We start from the raw sequence: 16,844 nt of genomic DNA on the forward strand, positions 1-16,844 counted from the left end.
CGGCTTCTAGGTGGTCCGGCCCGTGGTCTGACTGTAGGCCTCGATCAGCTGGGTCTCCGCCGTGTCGAAGTACTCGTTGAGCTTGCGTTCGGTTTCCTGGAGATCGCCCTCGGCGACGAGCCCGGCGAGCGAGCGGTTGAGTTCCAGATAGGGCTCGTGAAACTCCTTCGGGCGCGACATCACGTGGAAGGCCAGCCGTAGCTCGGCGAGCAGCTGCCGCATGCTCTCGTCCACCCGAGGACTACCGGCGAGACCGGCCACCGCCTGGTGGAACAGCATGTTCGCGGTTCCCACGTCGCGCCAGCGGGATTCCGCAGCGGCCAGTTCCCCCTGGTGCACCGCTGTCTCGAGTGCGGCGACGCGCTCCGGCTTCGATGCGTCGGCGTGCCGCACGGCGCCGGTTTCCAGCAGCCGTCTGATCCGATAGAGGTCCACCACGTCCTCGGCGGACAGCACCCGGACGAACACTCCACGATGGAACTCGTGTACCAGCAGTCGTTCGTGCACCAGCAGCCGGAACGCCTCGCGCAGCGTGTTGCGGGACACCTCTAGCGCCTTGCCCGCGTCCTGCTCGGAGAGCCGGGTACCGGGGGGCAGCGCCCCCTCGATGATGCGCTGCCGCAGTACGTCCGCGACCCGCTCCACGGTGCTTGTCCGGTCGAGTAGCGGACGGTCGCCGACCAGCAGTTCGACCCAGGGGTCCGTGTCGGTCATTCGTCCTCCGATCGCTGGCCAGCCAACACTAGCAAGGAAGTCCTACGAAAGGCTTGCAGGATTGTTCAACAAAGTTGTACGTTGCTGCGATTCGAGAGCGAGGAGAGGTGCGGATGGATCTCAACGCGGACCTGGCCGAAGGGTTCGGCAGGTGGGAACTCGGTGAGGATGCGCTGCTTCTGGGCATCGTGACGAGTGCGAACGTCGCCTGTGGCTTTCACGCGGGCGACCCGAGGGTGATCCGGCGAGCATGTGCTCTCGCGGCGGAGAACGGAGTCGCGATCGGTGCGCACGTCGGTTACCGCGACCTGGCCGGATTCGGGCGCCGCTTCGTCGACGTCGACCCGGGTGAACTGACCGACGAGGTCATCTACCAGATCGGCGCGCTCGCCGGAATCGCCCGCGCGTCGGGCACCGAGGTCAGGTATGTCAAGCCGCACGGCGCGCTGTACAACGCGCTCGGCAGTCATCCGGATCAGGCCGCGGCCGTTGTCGAGGCGGTTCGGCAGTACGACCCCGGGGTCGCGTTGCTCGGCCTGGCCGGCGCATCGTGGCTGGACACCGCCAAGGAGGCAGGCCTCACGGTGTTTCGCGAGGCCTTCGCCGATCGCGCCTACCTGCCCGACGGCTCGCTCGCCTCGCGTCGTGAGCCCGGATCGGTGCTGCACGACCCGGAGTTGATCGCGCAGCGCTGTGTGCGGCTGGCCAACGGCGAGCCGATCGAGGCCGTTGACGGCAGTTGGATCAGCTTGCGGGCGGACTCCATCTGCGTGCACGGGGACAACGAACGAGCGGTGGAGATCGCCAGGGCGGTCCGTGCTCGGCTGCTCGACGCGGGTGTGCCGTTGGAGGCGTTCGTGCCGGGCAGGGGAGAGGCGAGCAACGATGCGTGTACTACGGTGCGCTGATTCCGGTCTGCTCGTCGAACTCGACGATCTGGAAACCGTGCGTGCCCTGCACGCGGCGCTGGCCGCCGAGCTTCCGGACGGAGTCACCGACCTGGTTCCCGCCGCGCGGACGTTGCTGCTCCGGGTGGATCCGGAACATGCGGACCTGGCGGAGATCGAGCGCTCGGTCCGGTCGGCCCCGCTCGCGAAACAGGGGTGCGCCGAACCGGAACTGCTGCACGTCCCCGTGGTGTACAACGGCGCCGATCTCGGTGCCGTGGCCCGGCTGACCGGTCTTGGTGAGCGGGAGGTCGTCGCCGAGCACACCGGCACGGACTGGACGGTGAGCTTCGGCGGCTTCGCTCCCGGATTCGCTTACCTCACAGGCGGGTCCGCTCGTCTCAACGTGCCGAGGCGACGCGAATCTCGGACGAGAGTTCCATCCGGTGCTGTCGCGCTCGCGGGAGAGTTCAGTGGAATCTACCCACGCGAGTCGCCTGGTGGCTGGCAGCTCATTGGGCACACCGACCTCGAGATGTGGAGTACCGATCGGCAACCACCCGCACTGTTGCGTACCGGCGTGCGGGTTCGCTTCACGGAAGTGGCGTGAGCAGTGAGCGCAGCGTTGGAGGTGATCGAGACCGGCCCGTTGGCGACCGTGCAGGACCTCGGCCGGGTCGGTTGTGCCGCCATGGGAGTCGGCGCGGCGGGGGCGGCCGACCGCGGCTCGTTTCAGCTCGCGAACCGCCTCGTGGGTAACGACGAGGGGGCGGCGGCTGTGGAACTGACATACGGGGGGCTGGTGGCCCGGCTCCGCCGGGACGTGACGGCCGCCGTGACCGGAGCGGACTGTCCGATCACAGTGGACGGTCGCGCGGCCTCGATGAACTCGGTTCTGCGGGTACGGGCCGGATCGGTGCTGCGCCTGGGTTCGCCGGTGCGCGGCCTCCGCAGCTATCTCGCGGTGCGAGGGGGAATCGACGTGCCCCCGGTGCTGGGCTCACGGGCGAGCGACCTGCTCTCCGGGCTCGGTCCGGAAAGTGTGCGCCCCGGCGCCGTGCTACCGATCGGAGCCGCGGCGAAGCCGTTTCCCGTCATCGGTTTCGCGCCTGTCGCGGAGCTTCCCTCGGACGAACTGGTCCTCGCCGTCGTGCCTGGGCCGCGGGACGACTGGTTCACCGACTCGGCGCTGGCGATTCTGCTGAGCGAGCCGTACACCGTGACCTCGGAGAGCAACCGCATCGGTATGCGCCTCTCCGGTCCCGTCCTGACGCGCACGCGAGAAGGAGAGTTGCCGAGTGAAGGCATGGTGCCCGGTGCGCTGCAGGTTCCGCCGTCGGGTGTGCCGACCCTCTTTCTGGCCGATCATCCGGTGACCGGCGGCTATCCGGTCATCGCCGTTGTCGTGGCCGCGGATGTTGACAGGGCAGCGCAAGCACGTCCCGGGATGCGTATCCGCTTCATGGCCCGGCGGAGGTGACGCCCATTCATGATCGTCAGACAAGGGGCTTGCAGGATTGTTCAACAATTCGGTACTTTACTCATCCATGCCGTGTGATCGGAGTGACAATGACCGAGAAGCTCAGTAGTAGCGATTCGTCGGAAGCTCCACGGGAAACACCCGCAGCGGATCCGGTCGCGGGTGACGACAAAGCGATCAAGGGCGTCAAGCGGGGCACCCTGCTCGGCGCTGTGTTCCTGATGGCCACCAGCGCCATCGGGCCAGGATTCATTGCCCAGACGACGACGTTCACTGTCCAGATGGGAGCGGCGTTCGCGTTCGCGATCCTTTTGTCGATCATCATCGACATCGCCGTCCAGCTGAATGTTTGGCGGGTCATCGGGATCTCCGGGTTGCGGGCGCAGGAGCTGGGTAACCGCGTGCTGCCGGGGCTGGGTGTCCTGATGGCGGTGCTCGTCGTGTTCGGCGGACTGGTCTTCAACATCGGCAACGTCGCGGGCGCGTCACTCGGCCTCGATGCCCTGCTGGGGCTGGATGTCAAGATCGGCGGAGCCGTCTCCGCGGCGATCGCGATCGGCATCTTCCTGAGCAAGCGGGCGGGGATCGCGATGGACCGTATCGTCGTCGTGCTCGGCGTCGTCATGGTCGTACTGACGCTGTACGTCGCGATCGCCTCCAGCCCGCCGGTCGGCGAGGCGCTGCGTCAGTCCGTCATTCCGGACGACATCGACTTCCTCGTCATCACCACGCTGATCGGCGGAACCGTTGGTGGCTACATCACCTACGCGGGCGCGCACCGTCTCATCGACGCCGGAGTGACGGGCCCCGAGCAGATCAAGGACGTCAGTCGCAGCGCGGTGGTTTCCTTGCTGGTCACCGGGGTCATGCGGGCCGTGCTGTTCCTGGCCATTCTCGGTGTCGTCGTCGGTGGCGTGACTCTCGCCGGGGAGAACCCCGCGGCGCAGGCGTTCGAGTCCGCGGCAGGCGAGGTCGGTCTGCGGATGTTCGGCATGATTCTGTGGGGCGCCGGGATCACGTCCGTCGTCGGTGCCTCCTATACCTCCGTGTCGTTCATCGTGAGCTTTTCGCCCGCGCTCAAGCGGCGGCAGAACTGGCTTGTGGTCGGGTTCATCGCGGTGGCGGTGACGGTCTTCCTGATCCTGAACCAGGCTCCGACGAAACTGCTGATCCTGGCCGGCGCGCTCAACGGCCTGATCCTGCCGGTCGGCTTCGGTGTGCTGATGTACGTCGCCTACCGCCGCAGGGACCTGCTCCGCGGCTACCGCTATCCGCGTTGGCTACTGGTGATCGGCACCGCCGCCTGGTTGCTGACGCTGTATCTGGGGTGGAACGCGCTGAGCGGCATCGCGAAGCTCTGGAGCTGAGGAACTGGCCACCCGGATTACGCACGCGTTGGGAAAGTCATCGGTCCCGGCACCAGACTGGTGCCGGGACCGGGCTGTGTGCGCGAAGAGGGAGGGGACCTGCCGGAGATGGAGGCCTAATCCGGCTCGCCCTCGATGGTGACGCGGTCGTCAAAGGCGACATGGTTTTTGATGCGCCTGGCCAGCGGGCTCGGGTGCGCGTAACACCACGCCGCGTTCCGTAGTGTCCCGCGCTCCGATTCCATGTGGCGGTAACCCGCGATTCCCTTCCATGGACAGAGGGTTCTGACTTTGCTCCTGGTCAGGTACTCCTCGTGCACCGAGCTGGGAGGGAAGTAGTGATTTCCCTCCAACCGGACCGTCTGCGGCGCCTCGGCCAGCACGATCCCGTTCCAGACCGCACGCAACATCGGGCCCTCCTCGTCTGTCTCCTCCAGTGCACCACGAAGAGGAGTTGTGGTCGCGCCAAGTGCCGGATCGCTGTGCCCCGAAACGCCGGTTTCCCTGTCATTATGGGCCGGGACCGCGGAGGTGAGGCTGTGTCTCTGCACAGGGTGATGCTGGTGCGGCAGTGGGACCAGCAGATGGGTGGCTCGGGCTGCTGCGGGCGGCTGGACGGCGAGGCGCTCGGCACACTGGGCGGGAGCGCCGAGGATCCGTACGCGCACTGCCGTGGTGACATGGAGCGCGTCGGTGCGGTGTACCGGGCGTTGCGTGACCGCTTCCCGGAGGACGAAGTGGAGCTCGTCGTCGTGGATCCACGCAACACCGCGTGGGTGCTACCCGCGGTGTGGCGGGATGCGCGGCGGCGGGGGCTGTCCGTTCTGGCCGCGCTGCGACAGTGCAACGCGGCGACGGCGGCGTGTGCCCTGGTGTGCGACGGGCTGGTGCTGACCCGCGACGCCGAGCCGGATCGGGCGGTCGCGGCGGTCGCGGCGGACATCGCGCGACGATGAGCCACACCTGTTGCGGCCTACGGCTACCGCCTTCCTTTCCATAGTCCCGCCAGCAGCGATGTGAGCGCACCTCGCGGCTTTCCCGCCGGATTCGCGGTGTCCCCGGACCGCGCTGCAAGTACCTCCCGCAGGCTCGGGTTGACCATCGCCCGCGAACCGATGATCACGGTAGGTACCGTCTCGTTGCCCCCGGCGACCGCGCGCACCTGTGCTGCCGCGTCCGGGTCTTCCCAGATGTTGATCGCCCGGTACACCACATTCGCCCGGTCCAGGCGTCTGCGGAGTTTCGCGCAGAACCAGCAGCCTGGTCGCCAGTAGAACCGGATCTCGTCGTTGCCAGTCATGATGTCCAGTTGCCCCTCAGTCAGGCGAATGTTCCCAGCCAGGTGGTCAGCGCGTACAGGCTCACGTAGGTGACCACCGCGACGCCGAGCACCCCGGCCAGTCGCCATTTCCTGCGTCGCATCCCGGCCACGCTGCACTGTCCGCGCTTTCGCAGGGACAGCCACACCAGAAGTACCAGCACCGCGAGCCCCGCGAGGCGGAACCACCAGGCATAGCCGTCATACAAATCATTCGCCCAGGCGAAGGCCGTGCCCGCGCTGATTACGCCGAGCAGTGTCAGTGCGGTGGGACCGACGCAGCACAGGATACCGACCAGTCCGCCGGTGAGACCGATACGCCAAACCGGTAGTTGGTCGGGCGTCGGTGCCTGTGTCGAAGGCGCGATCGGGTCCTTGCTGGCCACTGGGTTCCTTCCGGGCTTGGTTCCCCCATCTCAGCACGGATTCCGGTAGCGGGCAGGAACACTGCCGGCCCGCTGACACATCCTGGCACGGGCCGAGGCGTGCCAGGATCAGTACATGGAACTGGCTGCCGAGCGGGTCTCAACCCCGGTACTGGATATCGCGTACGAGAGAGCGGGTGCTGCCGGATCCGTCCCGGTGATCCTGCTGCACGGTTTCCCCTACGACGTGCGGGCGTTCGACGAGGTCGCGGCGATCCTCGCGGACAGGGGCGCGTTCGTGCTCGCTCCGTACCTGCGTGGTTTCGGTCCGACTCGGTTTCGGGCCGGGGAATCCGAGCGTTCCGGGCAGCAGGGCGCGCTGGCCCAGGACCTGCTCGACTTCATGGACGCGCTGGACGTCGGAGAGGCGGTGCTCGCGGGCTACGACTGGGGCGGCAGGGCGGCGTGTATCGCGGCCGCGCTGTGGCCGGACAGGGTGCGCGGTCTGGTGACGGTGGACGGTTACAACATCCAGAATCTCGCCTACTCCGGAGAACCGGTCAAACCGGAGTGGGAAAGGACCTACTGGTACCAGTACTACTTCCATTCCGAGCGGGGGCGACTCGGGCTGGAGCGCAACCGCGACGAACTCTGCGAGCTGCTGTGGCGCACCTGGTCGCCGACGTGGTCCGGTGCGACCGCGGCCTTCCCCACCAGCGCCCGCAGTCTGCACAATCCGGACTTCGTCGACGTGGTGATCCACTCCTATCGGCACAGGTACGGCTTCGCCGACGGCGATCCCCGATATCAGCACATCGAGGACCGCCTCGCAGACGAGCCCGCCATCACCGTCCCCACGGTCGTGCTCGAAAGCGGCGCTGACGGTGTGGCGGGCCCGAGCCCGGCCGAGGATCGGGAGTGCTTCACCGGACGATACGAGCACCGGTTCCTGTCCGACGTCGGCCACAACGCGCCACAGGAGGCACCGGCGGCGTTCGCGGACGCCGTAGCCGGTCTGCTCGGCTGAGGCGCGGCCGCCCCGGGGCGCTGCCAGGTGGCGGTGGTCAGGCTTCGAGCACCTGCGTGTTCTGTGCGGCGACCACGCGCCACCGGCCGTCCTCCTTGGCCATCACGTACAGCGGGCTGCCCTCCGGCTGGTCGGCGACCGGCTCGCCATCGGTGGTGAAGTACCGCTGGCGGATCTTGACCGCCGCCACGTCCGGGCGAATGAACTGGACGTGCACGACCTCGTACGAGGGCGCCAGACCCGTCATCGCCCCTGGCAGCACCTTTCCGGTGAACTCCGCGATCTCGGCACGGCCGGTGAGTCGTTTGCCGTGTGCTGTCGTCCAGATCGCGTCGGCCCGGAACAGGCCGACGAAATCGTCGACGAGTTCGTGTTGCTGCGCGTGTTGAACCGTGGCTACCAGTTGCCTGATGGCTTCGGTCTCGGTCTCACGGGTCTGCTCGTCGAGAGGTGTCGTCTCCATGTCCATCACTATCGAACCTCGAGTTACGTCGAGGTCAAGGTTCGGTTCGCTATGTACGGCGGCACACACCCCCGCTCGTTCAGGAAGACAACCGCTCGCCGCTCTCCGGATTGAACAGGTGTACGTCGTCCGCCGAGTTCCTGACGGTGACACTGACGACCTCGTCCAGGCGCGGGGGCTGACGGGTTTCCGCCCGCACCACGAACTTCGCCGAGCGCTGGCCGAGCTGGATCGAGCCGTGCACGTAGGCGTCGGCGCCGAGTTCCTCGACGAGTTTGACGCTCAGCTTCATCGAAGGCTCGTCCGGTGCGGCCAGCCGGAGTGCTTCCGGCCGCAGGCCCACCGTGACACTGTCCAGTCCGGCCTGTCGCGCCTCGGCAAGGGCGGCTCGGGGGATCGGTATGGTCAGCCCGTCCATCTGCGCGCCGTCCGCCGTCAGCGGAACCGTCTCGAGGTTCATACTCGGCGAACCCATGAAACCTGCGACGAACGCGTTCTTGGGCTGGTCGTACAGGGCGCGCGGCGTGTCGCACTGCTGCAGCAGACCGTCCTTCAGTACCGCGACCCTGTGGCCCATCGTCATGGCCTCGACCTGGTCATGGGTGACGTAGATCGTCGTGGTCCCGAGCCGCTCCTGCAGGGCGGCGATGTTCGCACGGGTCTCTACGCGCAGCTTGGCATCCAGATTGGACAGTGGCTCGTCCATCAGGAAGACGGCAGGCTCGCGGACGATCGCCCGGCCCATGGCCACCCGCTGGCGTTGTCCGCCGGAGAGCGCCTTCGGCTTGCGGTCGAGATAGTTGGTGAGGTCCAGCAGCTTCGCGGCGTGCTCGACGCGCGTGGCGATGTCCGCCTTCGCGACCCGCTTGAGCTTCAGGGCGAACCCCATGTTCTCGGCGACGGTCATGTGCGGGTAGAGCGCGTATGACTGGAAGACCATCGCGATGTCGCGATCCTTCGGCGGCGCGTTGGTGACATCGCGGTCGTCGATGAGGATCGAGCCCTCGTCGACGTCCTCCAGTCCGGCCAGCATTCGCAGCGCGGTCGACTTGCCCGACCCGGAGGGGCCGACCAGCACGAGGAACTCACCGTCATTGACGTCGAGGTCCAGTTTGTCCACGGCACGGACAGGGGGAGTGGAGGGGAAAATTCGGGACGCCGCCTGGTAGGTGACCTTGGCCATGCCGCTCGCAACCTTTCCTCGGTCGTGCAGGAGTGCCCTGTCTACCCGGGCGCGCGTACCGAAGACTAGATATAGTTAAGCTACTGTCTTTACTAACCTCGAATCAGGACGGCCATGGCAGACGCGGCAGGCAAGGGCATACGCAGTCAGAACCTGGCCCTGTTGCTGCGGCTCGTCTGCGATTCGAGCCCGGTTACCCGTGTCGAACTCGCGAAACTTGCCGGACTGACGAAGGTCACCGTCACGAACCTGATGGCCGAACTGATCGACAACGGCCTCGTGCACGATCTCGGGGTGACCCAGCACGGCGGGCCGGGCAGGCCCGCGAGCCGGGTGGCACCCGATCCGCTCGGCCCGGTCGGCATCGGCTTCCAGGTGGAGGTCGATCATGTGGCGGGGTGCGTTGTGGACCTGTCCGGGCGGATACGGCGGCGCGAGCTGCGCCGGATGGACACGCGTTCACTGTCCCCAGCCGAGGTTGTCCGGGGTGCTCGTCCGGTGCTGCGCCGCCTCTTCGACCACGCGACGACCTCGGGACAGCTCGTCGCCGGTATCGGTGTGGCGCTTCCCGCGTTGTTCGGCCGGGACAGGGACGGCCAGCTGCTGGTGCGGTCCGTCCCCGGTCTCGGCTGGCAGGACGTCGACGTCCGGACCCTGGTCGCGGGTGAACTGGAGGCGATCGGCGCGCTGGGCATCGACGTGCGCCTTGGCGGCTCGGTGCCGTTCGCCGCCGACGTCGAGTGTCGTGGCAGCGCGGAGGACCTCATCTACGTCGGTGGGGAGGCCGAGGTGGGCGCCGCGCTGGTCACCGGCGGGGTACCGCACGCGGGAGCGGTCGGCGCCTTCGGTCACGTGCCCGTACACCCGCGCCGCGGGCGGTGCCCGTGTGGCCGGTCGGGATGCCTCGAACTGTCCGCGGGCAGGGCGGCCATGGCGAGCGCCGTCGGTGAACCGGAGACCGCGCTGCCCCGGCTGCTGTCCGGCAAGGAACCCTTCGCCGAGCGGCTGCACGACGGTGATCGGCGGGCGGCGACGGCGACGACGCTCGCGGCGCGTGCGCTGGCCGACGCGCTCGCGGCGCCGGTGGCGATGCTCGGCCCCGCCACGGTCGTGCTCGGTGGCCGGCTGGCCGCGCTCGGCGACGCCCTGCGGGAGCCGCTCGCCGGACGGCTCGCCGAGCAGCACCCCGGTCCTCGGGTGCGGATCGGCCAAGGGCGACCGGACACGGCCTTGCAGGGAGCCGCGTGGAGCGTCCTCGCCGAGATCGTCGACGATCCGCTCGGCTGGCTCGACCGCACGTCGTAGCCCGTGCGCAGGGACGGCCTACGAATTGACGATGCCCGCGTCGTGGGCGATCAGGCCGGCCTGGGTGCGATTCACGCATCCCAGCTTGTCCAGCATCCGGGACACGTAGCCCTTGATCGTGGCTTCCGACAGGTGCAGCCCCGCCGCGATCTGCGCGTTCGACAGGCCCTTGCCGATCAGCGCGAGTACCTCCGTCTCACGTTCGGTCAGCGGTTCGAGCAGTCCGCGAGCGCGATCGCGGGCCGGGCGCCCTTCGGTGGAGGCCGCGACCAGCCGACGGGTGGCGGCTGCCGACAGCACCGTGTGGCCCTCAGCGGCGACGCGCACCAGCCCGATCAGGTCCTCCGGGGGTGTGGACTTGACCAGGAACCCCGCGGCGCCTGCTCGCAGCGCACGCAGCACGTACTGGTCCGCGTCGAAGGTCGTCAGCACCACGACGACGGGCGGGCTCGGCAACTCGCCGATGCGCTCGATCGCGGTGAGCCCGTCGACGCCCGGCATACGCAGATCCATGAGCACGATGTCCGGCAGGTGCCGGGCCACGGCCTCGACACCCGCCGCTCCGTCGTGCGCCTCGGCGACCACCTCGATGTCCTCCGCCGAGCCGAGGATCGTCCGCAGGAACACGCACACCATCGGCTCGTCATCGACGACGACGACTCGGATCACGGGCTGACTCCAACCGATTCCGCTGTCGGAACGTACGCGGGCATGGTGGCCTCGACAACGAACCCGCCGTCCGGTGCCGGTCCGGAGTGCAGTGTGCCGTGCACGAGTTCGACGCGCTGACGGAGGTTGCCCAGGCCGAGTCCGGATCCGGTGCCCGCCAGCGCGTTGCTCGGCTGCTCGACCGGTGGCGTGTTGCGGACGCTGAGCCGCACCCGGCTCTCGTCGTACTCCACCCGCACCGTCACGTTCGCCCCGGGCGCGTGCTTGCGGACGTTGGTCAGCGCCTCCCGGACGATGCGGTACGCCGTGCGCCCGACCACCGGCGAGGCGAGCGAGGCGTCGCCCTCCTCGACGAGGTCGACCGGTGTGCCGACCGCTGTCGACTCCGCAGCCAGCGCGACCAGCCCCGCCGCCAGCGGTGTCTCCTCGCCCTCCGGTGTGGTGCGCAGGATGCCGACCAGGTCCCGCAGTTCGTCCAGTGCCTGGCATCCTGCCGTCCGCAGTTCCTCGGCGGCCTGTTTGGTGGTCTCCTCCTTCGCGGTGATTCCCAATGCGCCCGCCTGCAGCACCATCAGGCTCACTCGGTGCGTCAGGACGTCGTGCATCTCACCCGCCAGTCGCGCGCGCTCCTCGGCGCGCGCCTGCTCGGCGAGCAGGTGGCGCTCCCGCTCCGCACGTTCGGCGCGTTCGGTCAGGGCCAGCACGAGCCGCCTGCGGGCGTCGATGTACAACGCCAGCAAGGGGCCCAGCGCCGTGCGGAGCACCCCGATGGTGATGACCATGATCGCCGGTTCCCACGGTCGCGCCACGATGACCGTGAGGACGGCGAGTGCGACGAGCGCGGTGCGGCGGTCCTGTCTGTCCCTTGTGTAGAAGAACGGTCCGTAGGCGGCGACGACTGTCGCGAATGGAGCCCACAGGTTGCCGCCCTGCTCCGGGTTCAGCGCACCCAGTGGGGAGATCAGCAGTGTCACCAGCAGGGTGAATCCGGCCAGCACGGTGAGGACGGTGAGCGGCGCTCTGCGGCGGAAGACGAGGGTGGCGCAGGCGGCCGCCTGCGCACCCAGCATGAGCCAGGCCAGTGCGCCGGGATCGGCGGGCCACCATGCCGCACCGGCCAGCGTCAGCCCCGTGTCGAGCAGAACGAAGAACACGGCGACTCCGACATCGATGGCCAGCCGGTGCCGACAGTGCCACGGACGTTCACTCATGGCCACACGGTATGGCATTCGTCGGCGAGCGGAGTTCGAGACGAAACCTTCGGCCGGGGGAGGACCCTACGAAAGTTGCGTCCCGCCGAGTCCCGGACCCCTTTCGTCGGTTCGAAAACCGACCGTTCACCCTGCCGGGCCCAGCTGCCAATGCCGTGCAATGAGCACATGACAGGCAGCCAGGGCAAGGAAAAAGCGGTACCGCAGCCGGGCCGTTACAAGATCGACACGAGCCACTCGGCCATCACGTTCACCAGCAGACACCTTTTCGGACTCCTGCCGGTGCACGGCACCTTCGCGATCCGCGGCGGGACCATCGAGGTTTCCGAGTCACGTGCCGCCTCGACCGTGCACGCCGAGGTGGACGCGGCGAGTTTCCACACGGGCAGCGAACGAAGGGACACCGACGTCAGGTCGGCCCGTTTCCTCGACACGGCACGACACCCCGTCCTGACGTTCGACTCCGAGCGGGTGGACGACGCGGGCATTGCGGGAAAACTCACCGCCCGCGGTGTCACCCAGCAGGTCGTTCTCACGATCGAACGGCTCGACGTGGCGAGTGACTCGGTCACGGCGCACGCGACAGTCCGGATAGACCGCACCGATTTCGGCGTGACCGCGGCTCGCGGGCTGGCCGGGCGCTACCTGGACCTGGCGCTGGAAGTCAGGGCAGTCCGTGCGCCACGAGCAGGCGGGACCGCACATGACTAGCGCGGTTGCCGTGGGCGGTCTCGCCAAGAGCTACGGCTCGGTGCATGCCGTGCGCGACGTGAGTTTCACCGTGGAGCACGGGGAGATCTTCGCATTGCTCGGTCCCAACGGTGCGGGGAAATCCACGACACTGGAGATTCTCGAAGGCTTCCGCGCCCGGGATGCCGGGCAGGTCGGCGTCCTCGGCATGGACCCTGGCGACCAGGCCGAAGGCCGGGAGTTGCGTGAGCGGATCGGACTGGTGCTGCAGGACATCGCGGTCGAGCCCTACCTGACCGTGCGCGAGACGCTCGCCCGGAACGCGGGGTACTACCGCTGGCCTCGGGACGTGGACGAGGTGCTCGGCCTGGTCGGCCTCACCGAACTGCGGCGCCGCAAGGTCAGGACCCTGTCCGGCGGGCAGAAGCGGCGCCTTGACCTTGCCCTGGGCGTGATCGGCAACCCCAGCCTGTTGTTCCTCGACGAACCGACCACGGGGTTCGACCCGAACGCGCGGCGGAGTGCGTGGCAGCTCGTGCGGAACCTGCGGGACGCGGGGACCACCATTCTGCTCACCACCCACTACATGGAAGAGGCCCAGGAACTCGCCGACAGGGTCGCGGTGATCGCCGGTGGCCGGATCGTGTCCGAAGGCACGCCTGACACCCTCGCCGGGCGCGACAACGACGGTGCCCGTATTCGTTTCGGACTTCCGCACGGGTTCGCGGTCACCGATCTGCCTTTTGCCGCAAGCCGGGGCGACGGACTGGTGACGGTGGAGACCACCGACCCGACCCGGACCCTGCACGAGCTGACCGGCTGGGCACTGCGTCGCGGGGCGGTGCTGGACCGCCTCACCGTCGATCGCCCGACGCTGGAGGACGTCTACCTGCGCCTGACCGACCCCGGTGCGCCGGCGGGCGCCCCGGAGAGGAGTGTCCGATGACCACCGCCGTCCACCGTCCTGTCCGCCACCAACTCGCTCTGCTGTGGCACCAGATCCGGTACGAGCAGCTGTCCTTCTGGCGCAACCCGCAGAGCGCGTTCTTCACGTTCCTCTTCCCGGTCGTGATCATGGCGATCTTCGGCCTGCTGTTCGGCGATGTCGGCGCGACCGCGTTCTTCGGGGGACTGTCGGCCATGCAGTACTACGTCTGCACGATCGCCGGACTTTCGGTACTGGGCTCGTGCTACAGCCAGCTGGCCGTCGTGCTCTCGGCGCGCCGCCAGTACGGGATCCTCAAGCGGCTGCGGGCGACCCCGTTGCCGACGTCGACGTACTTCGCCGGTCTGCTGGCGCACTGCGTACTGGTGAGCGTGGTGACCGTCCTGCTCGTCGTCGGTATCGGGGCGCTGTTCGGCGTGCCGATGCCAGATCCCTCGGGCTGGCCCGCGATCGCCGTGGTGCTCGTGCTCGGCGCGGCGGCATTCTGCGCGCTCGGAGTCGCGGTGGCCTCCTTGATCCGCAACGCCGAGGCAGCACCGGCGGTCGTGCAGTTCGTCCTGTTTCCGCTCCTGTTCGTCTCGGGCACCTACATGCCGGTCGACTCCGGGGTGCTCCGGACCATTTCGGGCGCGCTGCCGGTGCGGCCCTTCAACGAGGCACTGCTCGGCTCACTCGGCCACGGCACCGGCTACGCCTGGACGAGCCTTGGCGTGCTGTTCTGCTGGGGCATCGTCGGAGCGGTGGTCGCCGTCCGGCGGTTTCGCTGGGACCCCCGGCCCGAGTGAGGGCATCTACCTACATGCAGCTTGTAGGTAGATGCTAGCGTGGCCGATATGGAACTCAAAGATCTGTATTCACTCGTGGTCGTCGAGGATCCGCGGCACGTGCGCGACTGGTATGTGCGGCACCTCGGGTTCACGGTCGCCTTCGAGGCCGACTGGTTCGTGTACCTGGTCAGCGGCGGGACGGGGCGGCGGTTCGGGATCGCGTTCATGCGCGAGGGTCTCGACCAGCAGCTGCCCCAGTTCCGGCAGCGCTTCGCCGGTGACTCGCTGATCCTCAGCGTCGAGGTCGAGGACGCGCGGATGGCGCTGGACTCGGTGCGCGCGACGGGCCTCGAGCCCGCGGTCGAGCTTCGGGACGAGCCGTGGGGGCAGCGGCATTTCCTGCTGCGGGACCCCGCGGGCGTGTGGGTGGACATCATCCAGCCGATCGAGCCGGACCCGGCGTTCTTCGGTGCCGAGGTCGCCGCGCAGCTGCAGGAAGCCGTCGAGGACTCCCATGGCTGAGCGTCGTGGCCCGAACGCGGAACGACATGCGCGAAGCAGGGCACAGTTGTTGGCGGCGGCGCGCGAGTTGTTCGCCCGAGACGGGTTCGCCGGGGTCAGCACCCGCGAGGTCGTCGAGGCGACCGGGCTGACCCGGGGAGCGCTGTACCACCACTTCCCGGACAAACACGCGCTGTTCGACGCGGTCGTGGAACTGGTCGCGCAGGAGGTGGTGGTCCGGATCGACGAGGCCGCGGCGGCTGCGCCGTCCTCCTTCGAGGCACTGCGGCAGGGTTGCCGGGTCTGGCTGGACGCGATGGCCGAGCCGCGGTTGCACCGGCTGTATCTGATCGACGGTCCCGCGGTGCTCGGCGTGCCACGGTGGCGGGAGATCGACAACGCGCACTGTGCCGGCACCCTGCGCGAGGGGCTCGCCGCGTTCGTCGGGGAAGGATCCGAAGGCGCGCCCAGCGACCTCGACGTCTCACCGTTCGTCGCCCTGATCTCGGGGGCGCTCAACGAGGCCGCGCTCTGGGTCGCGGAGGCGGGTGATGTCGCGGAGGCCCGCTCACGTGCCGTCCGCGCGGTCGACCTGCTGCTGAAACGCCTCTTCCTCCGGTAGGGTGGTTAGTAAGCGCTCACCACCCAAGGAGGAACTCATGCGTATCACGGTTTTCGGGGCCACTGGGGGAACGGGAAAACAGCTGGTCAGGCAGGCATTGGACGCGGGGCACTCGGTGAGAGCCGTGGTGCGTGACCCGGCGCGGATGCCGATCGACCACCCCGAGTTGTCGGTGATCGAAGCCGAACTCGCCGACACGGAGGCGGTGCGTTCGGCGATCGACGGCCAGGACGCCGTGCTCTCGGCCCTGGCCGCGAGCGCGAAACAGGGCGGGATCGCCACTGTCGCGGTGCGTGCCATGCTGCGGGCGATGGAAGCCGCCGATGTCCGGCGTCTGCTGGTCGTGAGCGCCGCGCCGGTCGGCCCACTGCCGGAGGGGGAGTCGCTGGTAGGACGGCTCGCCCTTCCGCTGGTGCGGGCCGTCTTCCGGGATGTCTACGCGGATCTGCGGGTGATGGAGGAAGCGGTGGTCGGCAGTGACGCGGAGTGGACGATCGTGCGGCCACCCCGGCTCCTGGACAAACCGCTGAGTGGCAGCTATCGCAGGGCGATGGGTGGCGCCGTTGCCGGAACTCACGCAATTTCGCGGGCGGACCTGGCCTACGCCATGCTTGACATGATCAACGACCCGGAGTCCGTGCGGCAGGTCGTCGGTGTCGCTGCGGCGGGGGAGGTGTCGTGAACACTCGGGATCGGATACTCGACGCCGCCGCGCACGTGATGCACACCCGCGGTCTCGCCCATGCGACGACCAAGGAGATCGCGCGGCAGGCCGGTTACTCGGAAGCGACGCTGTACAAGCATTTCCGGGACAAGACCGACCTCTTCGTCGGGGTGTTGAGCGAGCGGGTGCCGAGTGATCTGCTGACCGTGCTGGCCGGGTTGCGCGAGCAGGTCGGGCAGGGGCGGGTCGCGGAGACATTGGAGGAGGTCGCACGCGGAGCCATTGCCTTTTACGGGGCGACCTTTCCGATGGCGGCATCGGTGTTCTCCGAGCCGGGGTTGCTCGCCGCCCACCGAAAAGCGCTGGCCGAGCGCGGTTCGGGTCCGGAGACCGTACGTGACGCGGTCGCCGCCTACCTCGTCGCGGAGCAGCGGGCAGGTGCGATCGGTGCGGACGTCGACGCCGAATCGGTTGCGGCACTCCTGCTGGGCGCCTGTCTGCAGCACGCGTTCCTCAGCAACTTCGCCGGTGACAGTGAGAGCGTGGAAGGCAACGAGAAGCTTGCGGCCTCGTTCGTTCGCACATTGGTCAGCGGGCTCTGGGCCTGAACTCGACCTCCGGCTGGGTTCGCCGCCTTCTTCGCGCTCCCCGTGTACGATTCCGGG

At 68.3% G+C, this 16,844-nt stretch carries 22 protein-coding genes; 14 read left to right on the forward strand and 8 right to left on the reverse strand.

Going from position 1 to position 16,844, the window contains the following annotated elements; genetic code table 11:
- Positions 1-6: 6 nt before the first annotated feature.
- Entirely contained in the window at positions 7-714 is a 708-nt protein-coding gene (locus tag BM199_RS22410; RefSeq protein WP_091675268.1) for a GntR family transcriptional regulator, read from the reverse strand.
- A 113-nt stretch (positions 715-827) separates the two neighbouring features.
- Here BM199_RS22410 and BM199_RS22415 point away from each other — a divergent pair, with 113 nt between their 5' ends.
- From BM199_RS22415 to BM199_RS22430, 4 genes are all read left to right on the forward strand, one after another.
- On the forward strand, positions 828-1,622 hold the full coding sequence (locus tag BM199_RS22415; RefSeq protein ID WP_091675269.1) for a LamB/YcsF family protein: 795 nt from the start codon (positions 828-830) through the stop codon (positions 1,620-1,622).
- Entirely contained in the window at positions 1,600-2,211 is a 612-nt protein-coding gene (locus BM199_RS22420; RefSeq protein WP_091675270.1) for a 5-oxoprolinase subunit B family protein, read from the forward strand. The genes BM199_RS22415 and BM199_RS22420 overlap by 23 nt, the downstream gene beginning before the upstream one ends.
- A 3-nt stretch (positions 2,212-2,214) precedes the next feature.
- Positions 2,215-3,081, forward strand: a complete 867-nt coding sequence (locus tag BM199_RS22425; protein ID WP_091675271.1) for a 5-oxoprolinase subunit C family protein — start codon at positions 2,215-2,217, stop codon at positions 3,079-3,081.
- Between the two features lie 89 nt (positions 3,082-3,170).
- Positions 3,171-4,448, forward strand: coding sequence for an NRAMP family divalent metal transporter (locus BM199_RS22430; RefSeq protein ID WP_091675272.1), 1,278 nt, complete (start codon positions 3,171-3,173; stop codon positions 4,446-4,448).
- 116 nt (positions 4,449-4,564) lie between these two features.
- Here BM199_RS22430 and BM199_RS22435 read toward each other — a convergent pair whose 3' ends face one another.
- A complete protein-coding gene (locus BM199_RS22435; protein WP_091675273.1) occupies positions 4,565-4,858 on the reverse strand; it encodes a DUF427 domain-containing protein in 294 nt (97 codons plus the stop codon).
- A 129-nt stretch (positions 4,859-4,987) separates the two neighbouring features.
- Between BM199_RS22435 and BM199_RS22440 the strand changes: the two genes are divergently transcribed.
- On the forward strand, positions 4,988-5,404 hold the full coding sequence (locus BM199_RS22440) for a hypothetical protein (protein WP_091675274.1): 417 nt from the start codon (positions 4,988-4,990) through the stop codon (positions 5,402-5,404).
- Positions 5,405-5,427: 23 nt separating this feature from the next.
- Here BM199_RS22440 and BM199_RS22445 read toward each other — a convergent pair whose 3' ends face one another.
- Entirely contained in the window at positions 5,428-5,748 is a 321-nt protein-coding gene (locus tag BM199_RS22445) for a glutaredoxin family protein (protein ID WP_091675275.1), read from the reverse strand.
- Positions 5,749-5,768: 20 nt separating this feature from the next.
- The gene (locus tag BM199_RS22450; RefSeq protein WP_091675276.1) at positions 5,769-6,152 is read right to left on the reverse strand and encodes a hypothetical protein; all 384 of its coding nucleotides are present in this window, start codon (positions 6,150-6,152) and stop codon (positions 5,769-5,771) included.
- A 115-nt stretch (positions 6,153-6,267) separates the two neighbouring features.
- Here BM199_RS22450 and BM199_RS22455 point away from each other — a divergent pair, with 115 nt between their 5' ends.
- A complete protein-coding gene (locus tag BM199_RS22455) occupies positions 6,268-7,158 on the forward strand; it encodes an alpha/beta hydrolase (RefSeq protein WP_091675277.1) in 891 nt (296 codons plus the stop codon).
- A 37-nt stretch (positions 7,159-7,195) separates the two neighbouring features.
- Here the strand turns inward: BM199_RS22455 and BM199_RS22460 are convergent, their stop codons facing one another.
- Positions 7,196-7,621, reverse strand: coding sequence for an SgcJ/EcaC family oxidoreductase (locus BM199_RS22460; RefSeq protein WP_245788546.1), 426 nt, complete (start codon positions 7,619-7,621; stop codon positions 7,196-7,198).
- A gap of 79 nt (positions 7,622-7,700) precedes the next feature.
- The gene (locus tag BM199_RS22465; RefSeq protein ID WP_091675279.1) at positions 7,701-8,804 is read right to left on the reverse strand and encodes an ABC transporter ATP-binding protein; all 1,104 of its coding nucleotides are present in this window, start codon (positions 8,802-8,804) and stop codon (positions 7,701-7,703) included.
- A 114-nt stretch (positions 8,805-8,918) separates the two neighbouring features.
- On the opposite strand from BM199_RS22465, the gene BM199_RS22470 reads away from it, so the two are divergent.
- On the forward strand, positions 8,919-10,109 hold the full coding sequence (locus BM199_RS22470; RefSeq protein ID WP_245788548.1) for an ROK family transcriptional regulator: 1,191 nt from the start codon (positions 8,919-8,921) through the stop codon (positions 10,107-10,109).
- Positions 10,110-10,127: 18 nt separating this feature from the next.
- Here BM199_RS22470 and BM199_RS22475 read toward each other — a convergent pair whose 3' ends face one another.
- Both BM199_RS22475 and BM199_RS22480 read right to left on the reverse strand, forming a co-directional pair.
- Positions 10,128-10,778 (reverse strand): response regulator, encoded by a 651-nt coding sequence (locus BM199_RS22475; protein ID WP_091675280.1) that lies wholly within the window; start codon positions 10,776-10,778, stop codon positions 10,128-10,130.
- The gene (locus tag BM199_RS22480; RefSeq protein ID WP_091675281.1) at positions 10,775-11,989 is read right to left on the reverse strand and encodes a sensor histidine kinase; all 1,215 of its coding nucleotides are present in this window, start codon (positions 11,987-11,989) and stop codon (positions 10,775-10,777) included. Before BM199_RS22480 ends, BM199_RS22475 begins: the two co-directional genes overlap by 4 nt.
- A gap of 168 nt (positions 11,990-12,157) precedes the next feature.
- On the opposite strand from BM199_RS22480, the gene BM199_RS22485 reads away from it, so the two are divergent.
- From BM199_RS22485 to BM199_RS22515, 7 genes are read left to right on the forward strand one after another with little or no spacing between them, the layout of a single operon-like run.
- Positions 12,158-12,700 (forward strand): YceI family protein, encoded by a 543-nt coding sequence (locus BM199_RS22485; protein ID WP_091675282.1) that lies wholly within the window; start codon positions 12,158-12,160, stop codon positions 12,698-12,700.
- Entirely contained in the window at positions 12,693-13,625 is a 933-nt protein-coding gene (locus BM199_RS22490; protein ID WP_091675283.1) for an ABC transporter ATP-binding protein, read from the forward strand. Before BM199_RS22485 ends, BM199_RS22490 begins: the two co-directional genes overlap by 8 nt.
- Complete coding sequence (locus BM199_RS22495) at positions 13,622-14,410, forward strand: ABC transporter permease (RefSeq protein ID WP_091675284.1); 789 nt, start codon at positions 13,622-13,624, stop codon at positions 14,408-14,410. The genes BM199_RS22490 and BM199_RS22495 overlap by 4 nt, the downstream gene beginning before the upstream one ends.
- A gap of 48 nt (positions 14,411-14,458) precedes the next feature.
- Positions 14,459-14,914: a VOC family protein gene (locus BM199_RS22500; protein WP_091675285.1), complete on the forward strand. Its 456-nt coding sequence runs from the start codon at positions 14,459-14,461 to the stop codon at positions 14,912-14,914.
- A complete protein-coding gene (locus BM199_RS22505; protein ID WP_091675286.1) occupies positions 14,907-15,515 on the forward strand; it encodes a TetR/AcrR family transcriptional regulator in 609 nt (202 codons plus the stop codon). The genes BM199_RS22500 and BM199_RS22505 overlap by 8 nt, the downstream gene beginning before the upstream one ends.
- Before the next feature lie 37 nt (positions 15,516-15,552).
- Positions 15,553-16,197, forward strand: a complete 645-nt coding sequence (locus BM199_RS22510) for an NAD(P)-dependent oxidoreductase (protein ID WP_091675287.1) — start codon at positions 15,553-15,555, stop codon at positions 16,195-16,197.
- Positions 16,194-16,787 (forward strand): TetR/AcrR family transcriptional regulator, encoded by a 594-nt coding sequence (locus tag BM199_RS22515; RefSeq protein ID WP_177242742.1) that lies wholly within the window; start codon positions 16,194-16,196, stop codon positions 16,785-16,787. Before BM199_RS22510 ends, BM199_RS22515 begins: the two co-directional genes overlap by 4 nt.
- Positions 16,788-16,844: the final 57 nt, after the last annotated feature.

It is taken from the genome of Amycolatopsis marina (assembly GCF_900111885.1).
Lineage (GTDB): Bacteria > Actinomycetota > Actinomycetes > Mycobacteriales > Pseudonocardiaceae > Amycolatopsis > Amycolatopsis marina.

What these genes read in the sequence shown, in the direction of transcription:
- BM199_RS22410 (WP_091675268.1), bottom strand. Translation starts at nt 714, where the DNA reads ATGACCGACACGGACCCCTGGGTCGAACTGCTGGTCGGCGACCGTCCG.
- BM199_RS22415 (WP_091675269.1), top strand. Translation starts at nt 828, where the DNA reads ATGGATCTCAACGCGGACCTGGCCGAAGGGTTCGGCAGGTGGGAACTC.
- BM199_RS22420 (WP_091675270.1), top strand. Translation starts at nt 1,600, where the DNA reads ATGCGTGTACTACGGTGCGCTGATTCCGGTCTGCTCGTCGAACTCGAC.
- BM199_RS22430 (WP_091675272.1), top strand. Translation starts at nt 3,171, where the DNA reads ATGACCGAGAAGCTCAGTAGTAGCGATTCGTCGGAAGCTCCACGGGAA.
- BM199_RS22435 (WP_091675273.1), bottom strand. Translation starts at nt 4,858, where the DNA reads ATGTTGCGTGCGGTCTGGAACGGGATCGTGCTGGCCGAGGCGCCGCAG.
- BM199_RS22445 (WP_091675275.1), bottom strand. Translation starts at nt 5,748, where the DNA reads ATGACTGGCAACGACGAGATCCGGTTCTACTGGCGACCAGGCTGCTGG.
- BM199_RS22455 (WP_091675277.1), top strand. Translation starts at nt 6,268, where the DNA reads ATGGAACTGGCTGCCGAGCGGGTCTCAACCCCGGTACTGGATATCGCG.
- BM199_RS22460 (WP_245788546.1), bottom strand. Translation starts at nt 7,621, where the DNA reads ATGGAGACGACACCTCTCGACGAGCAGACCCGTGAGACCGAGACCGAA.
- BM199_RS22465 (WP_091675279.1), bottom strand. Translation starts at nt 8,804, where the DNA reads ATGGCCAAGGTCACCTACCAGGCGGCGTCCCGAATTTTCCCCTCCACT.
- BM199_RS22470 (WP_245788548.1), top strand. Translation starts at nt 8,919, where the DNA reads ATGGCAGACGCGGCAGGCAAGGGCATACGCAGTCAGAACCTGGCCCTG.
- BM199_RS22480 (WP_091675281.1), bottom strand. Translation starts at nt 11,989, where the DNA reads ATGAGTGAACGTCCGTGGCACTGTCGGCACCGGCTGGCCATCGATGTC.
- BM199_RS22485 (WP_091675282.1), top strand. Translation starts at nt 12,158, where the DNA reads ATGACAGGCAGCCAGGGCAAGGAAAAAGCGGTACCGCAGCCGGGCCGT.
- BM199_RS22490 (WP_091675283.1), top strand. Translation starts at nt 12,693, where the DNA reads ATGACTAGCGCGGTTGCCGTGGGCGGTCTCGCCAAGAGCTACGGCTCG.
- BM199_RS22495 (WP_091675284.1), top strand. Translation starts at nt 13,622, where the DNA reads ATGACCACCGCCGTCCACCGTCCTGTCCGCCACCAACTCGCTCTGCTG.
- BM199_RS22500 (WP_091675285.1), top strand. Translation starts at nt 14,459, where the DNA reads ATGGAACTCAAAGATCTGTATTCACTCGTGGTCGTCGAGGATCCGCGG.
- BM199_RS22505 (WP_091675286.1), top strand. Translation starts at nt 14,907, where the DNA reads ATGGCTGAGCGTCGTGGCCCGAACGCGGAACGACATGCGCGAAGCAGG.
- BM199_RS22510 (WP_091675287.1), top strand. Translation starts at nt 15,553, where the DNA reads ATGCGTATCACGGTTTTCGGGGCCACTGGGGGAACGGGAAAACAGCTG.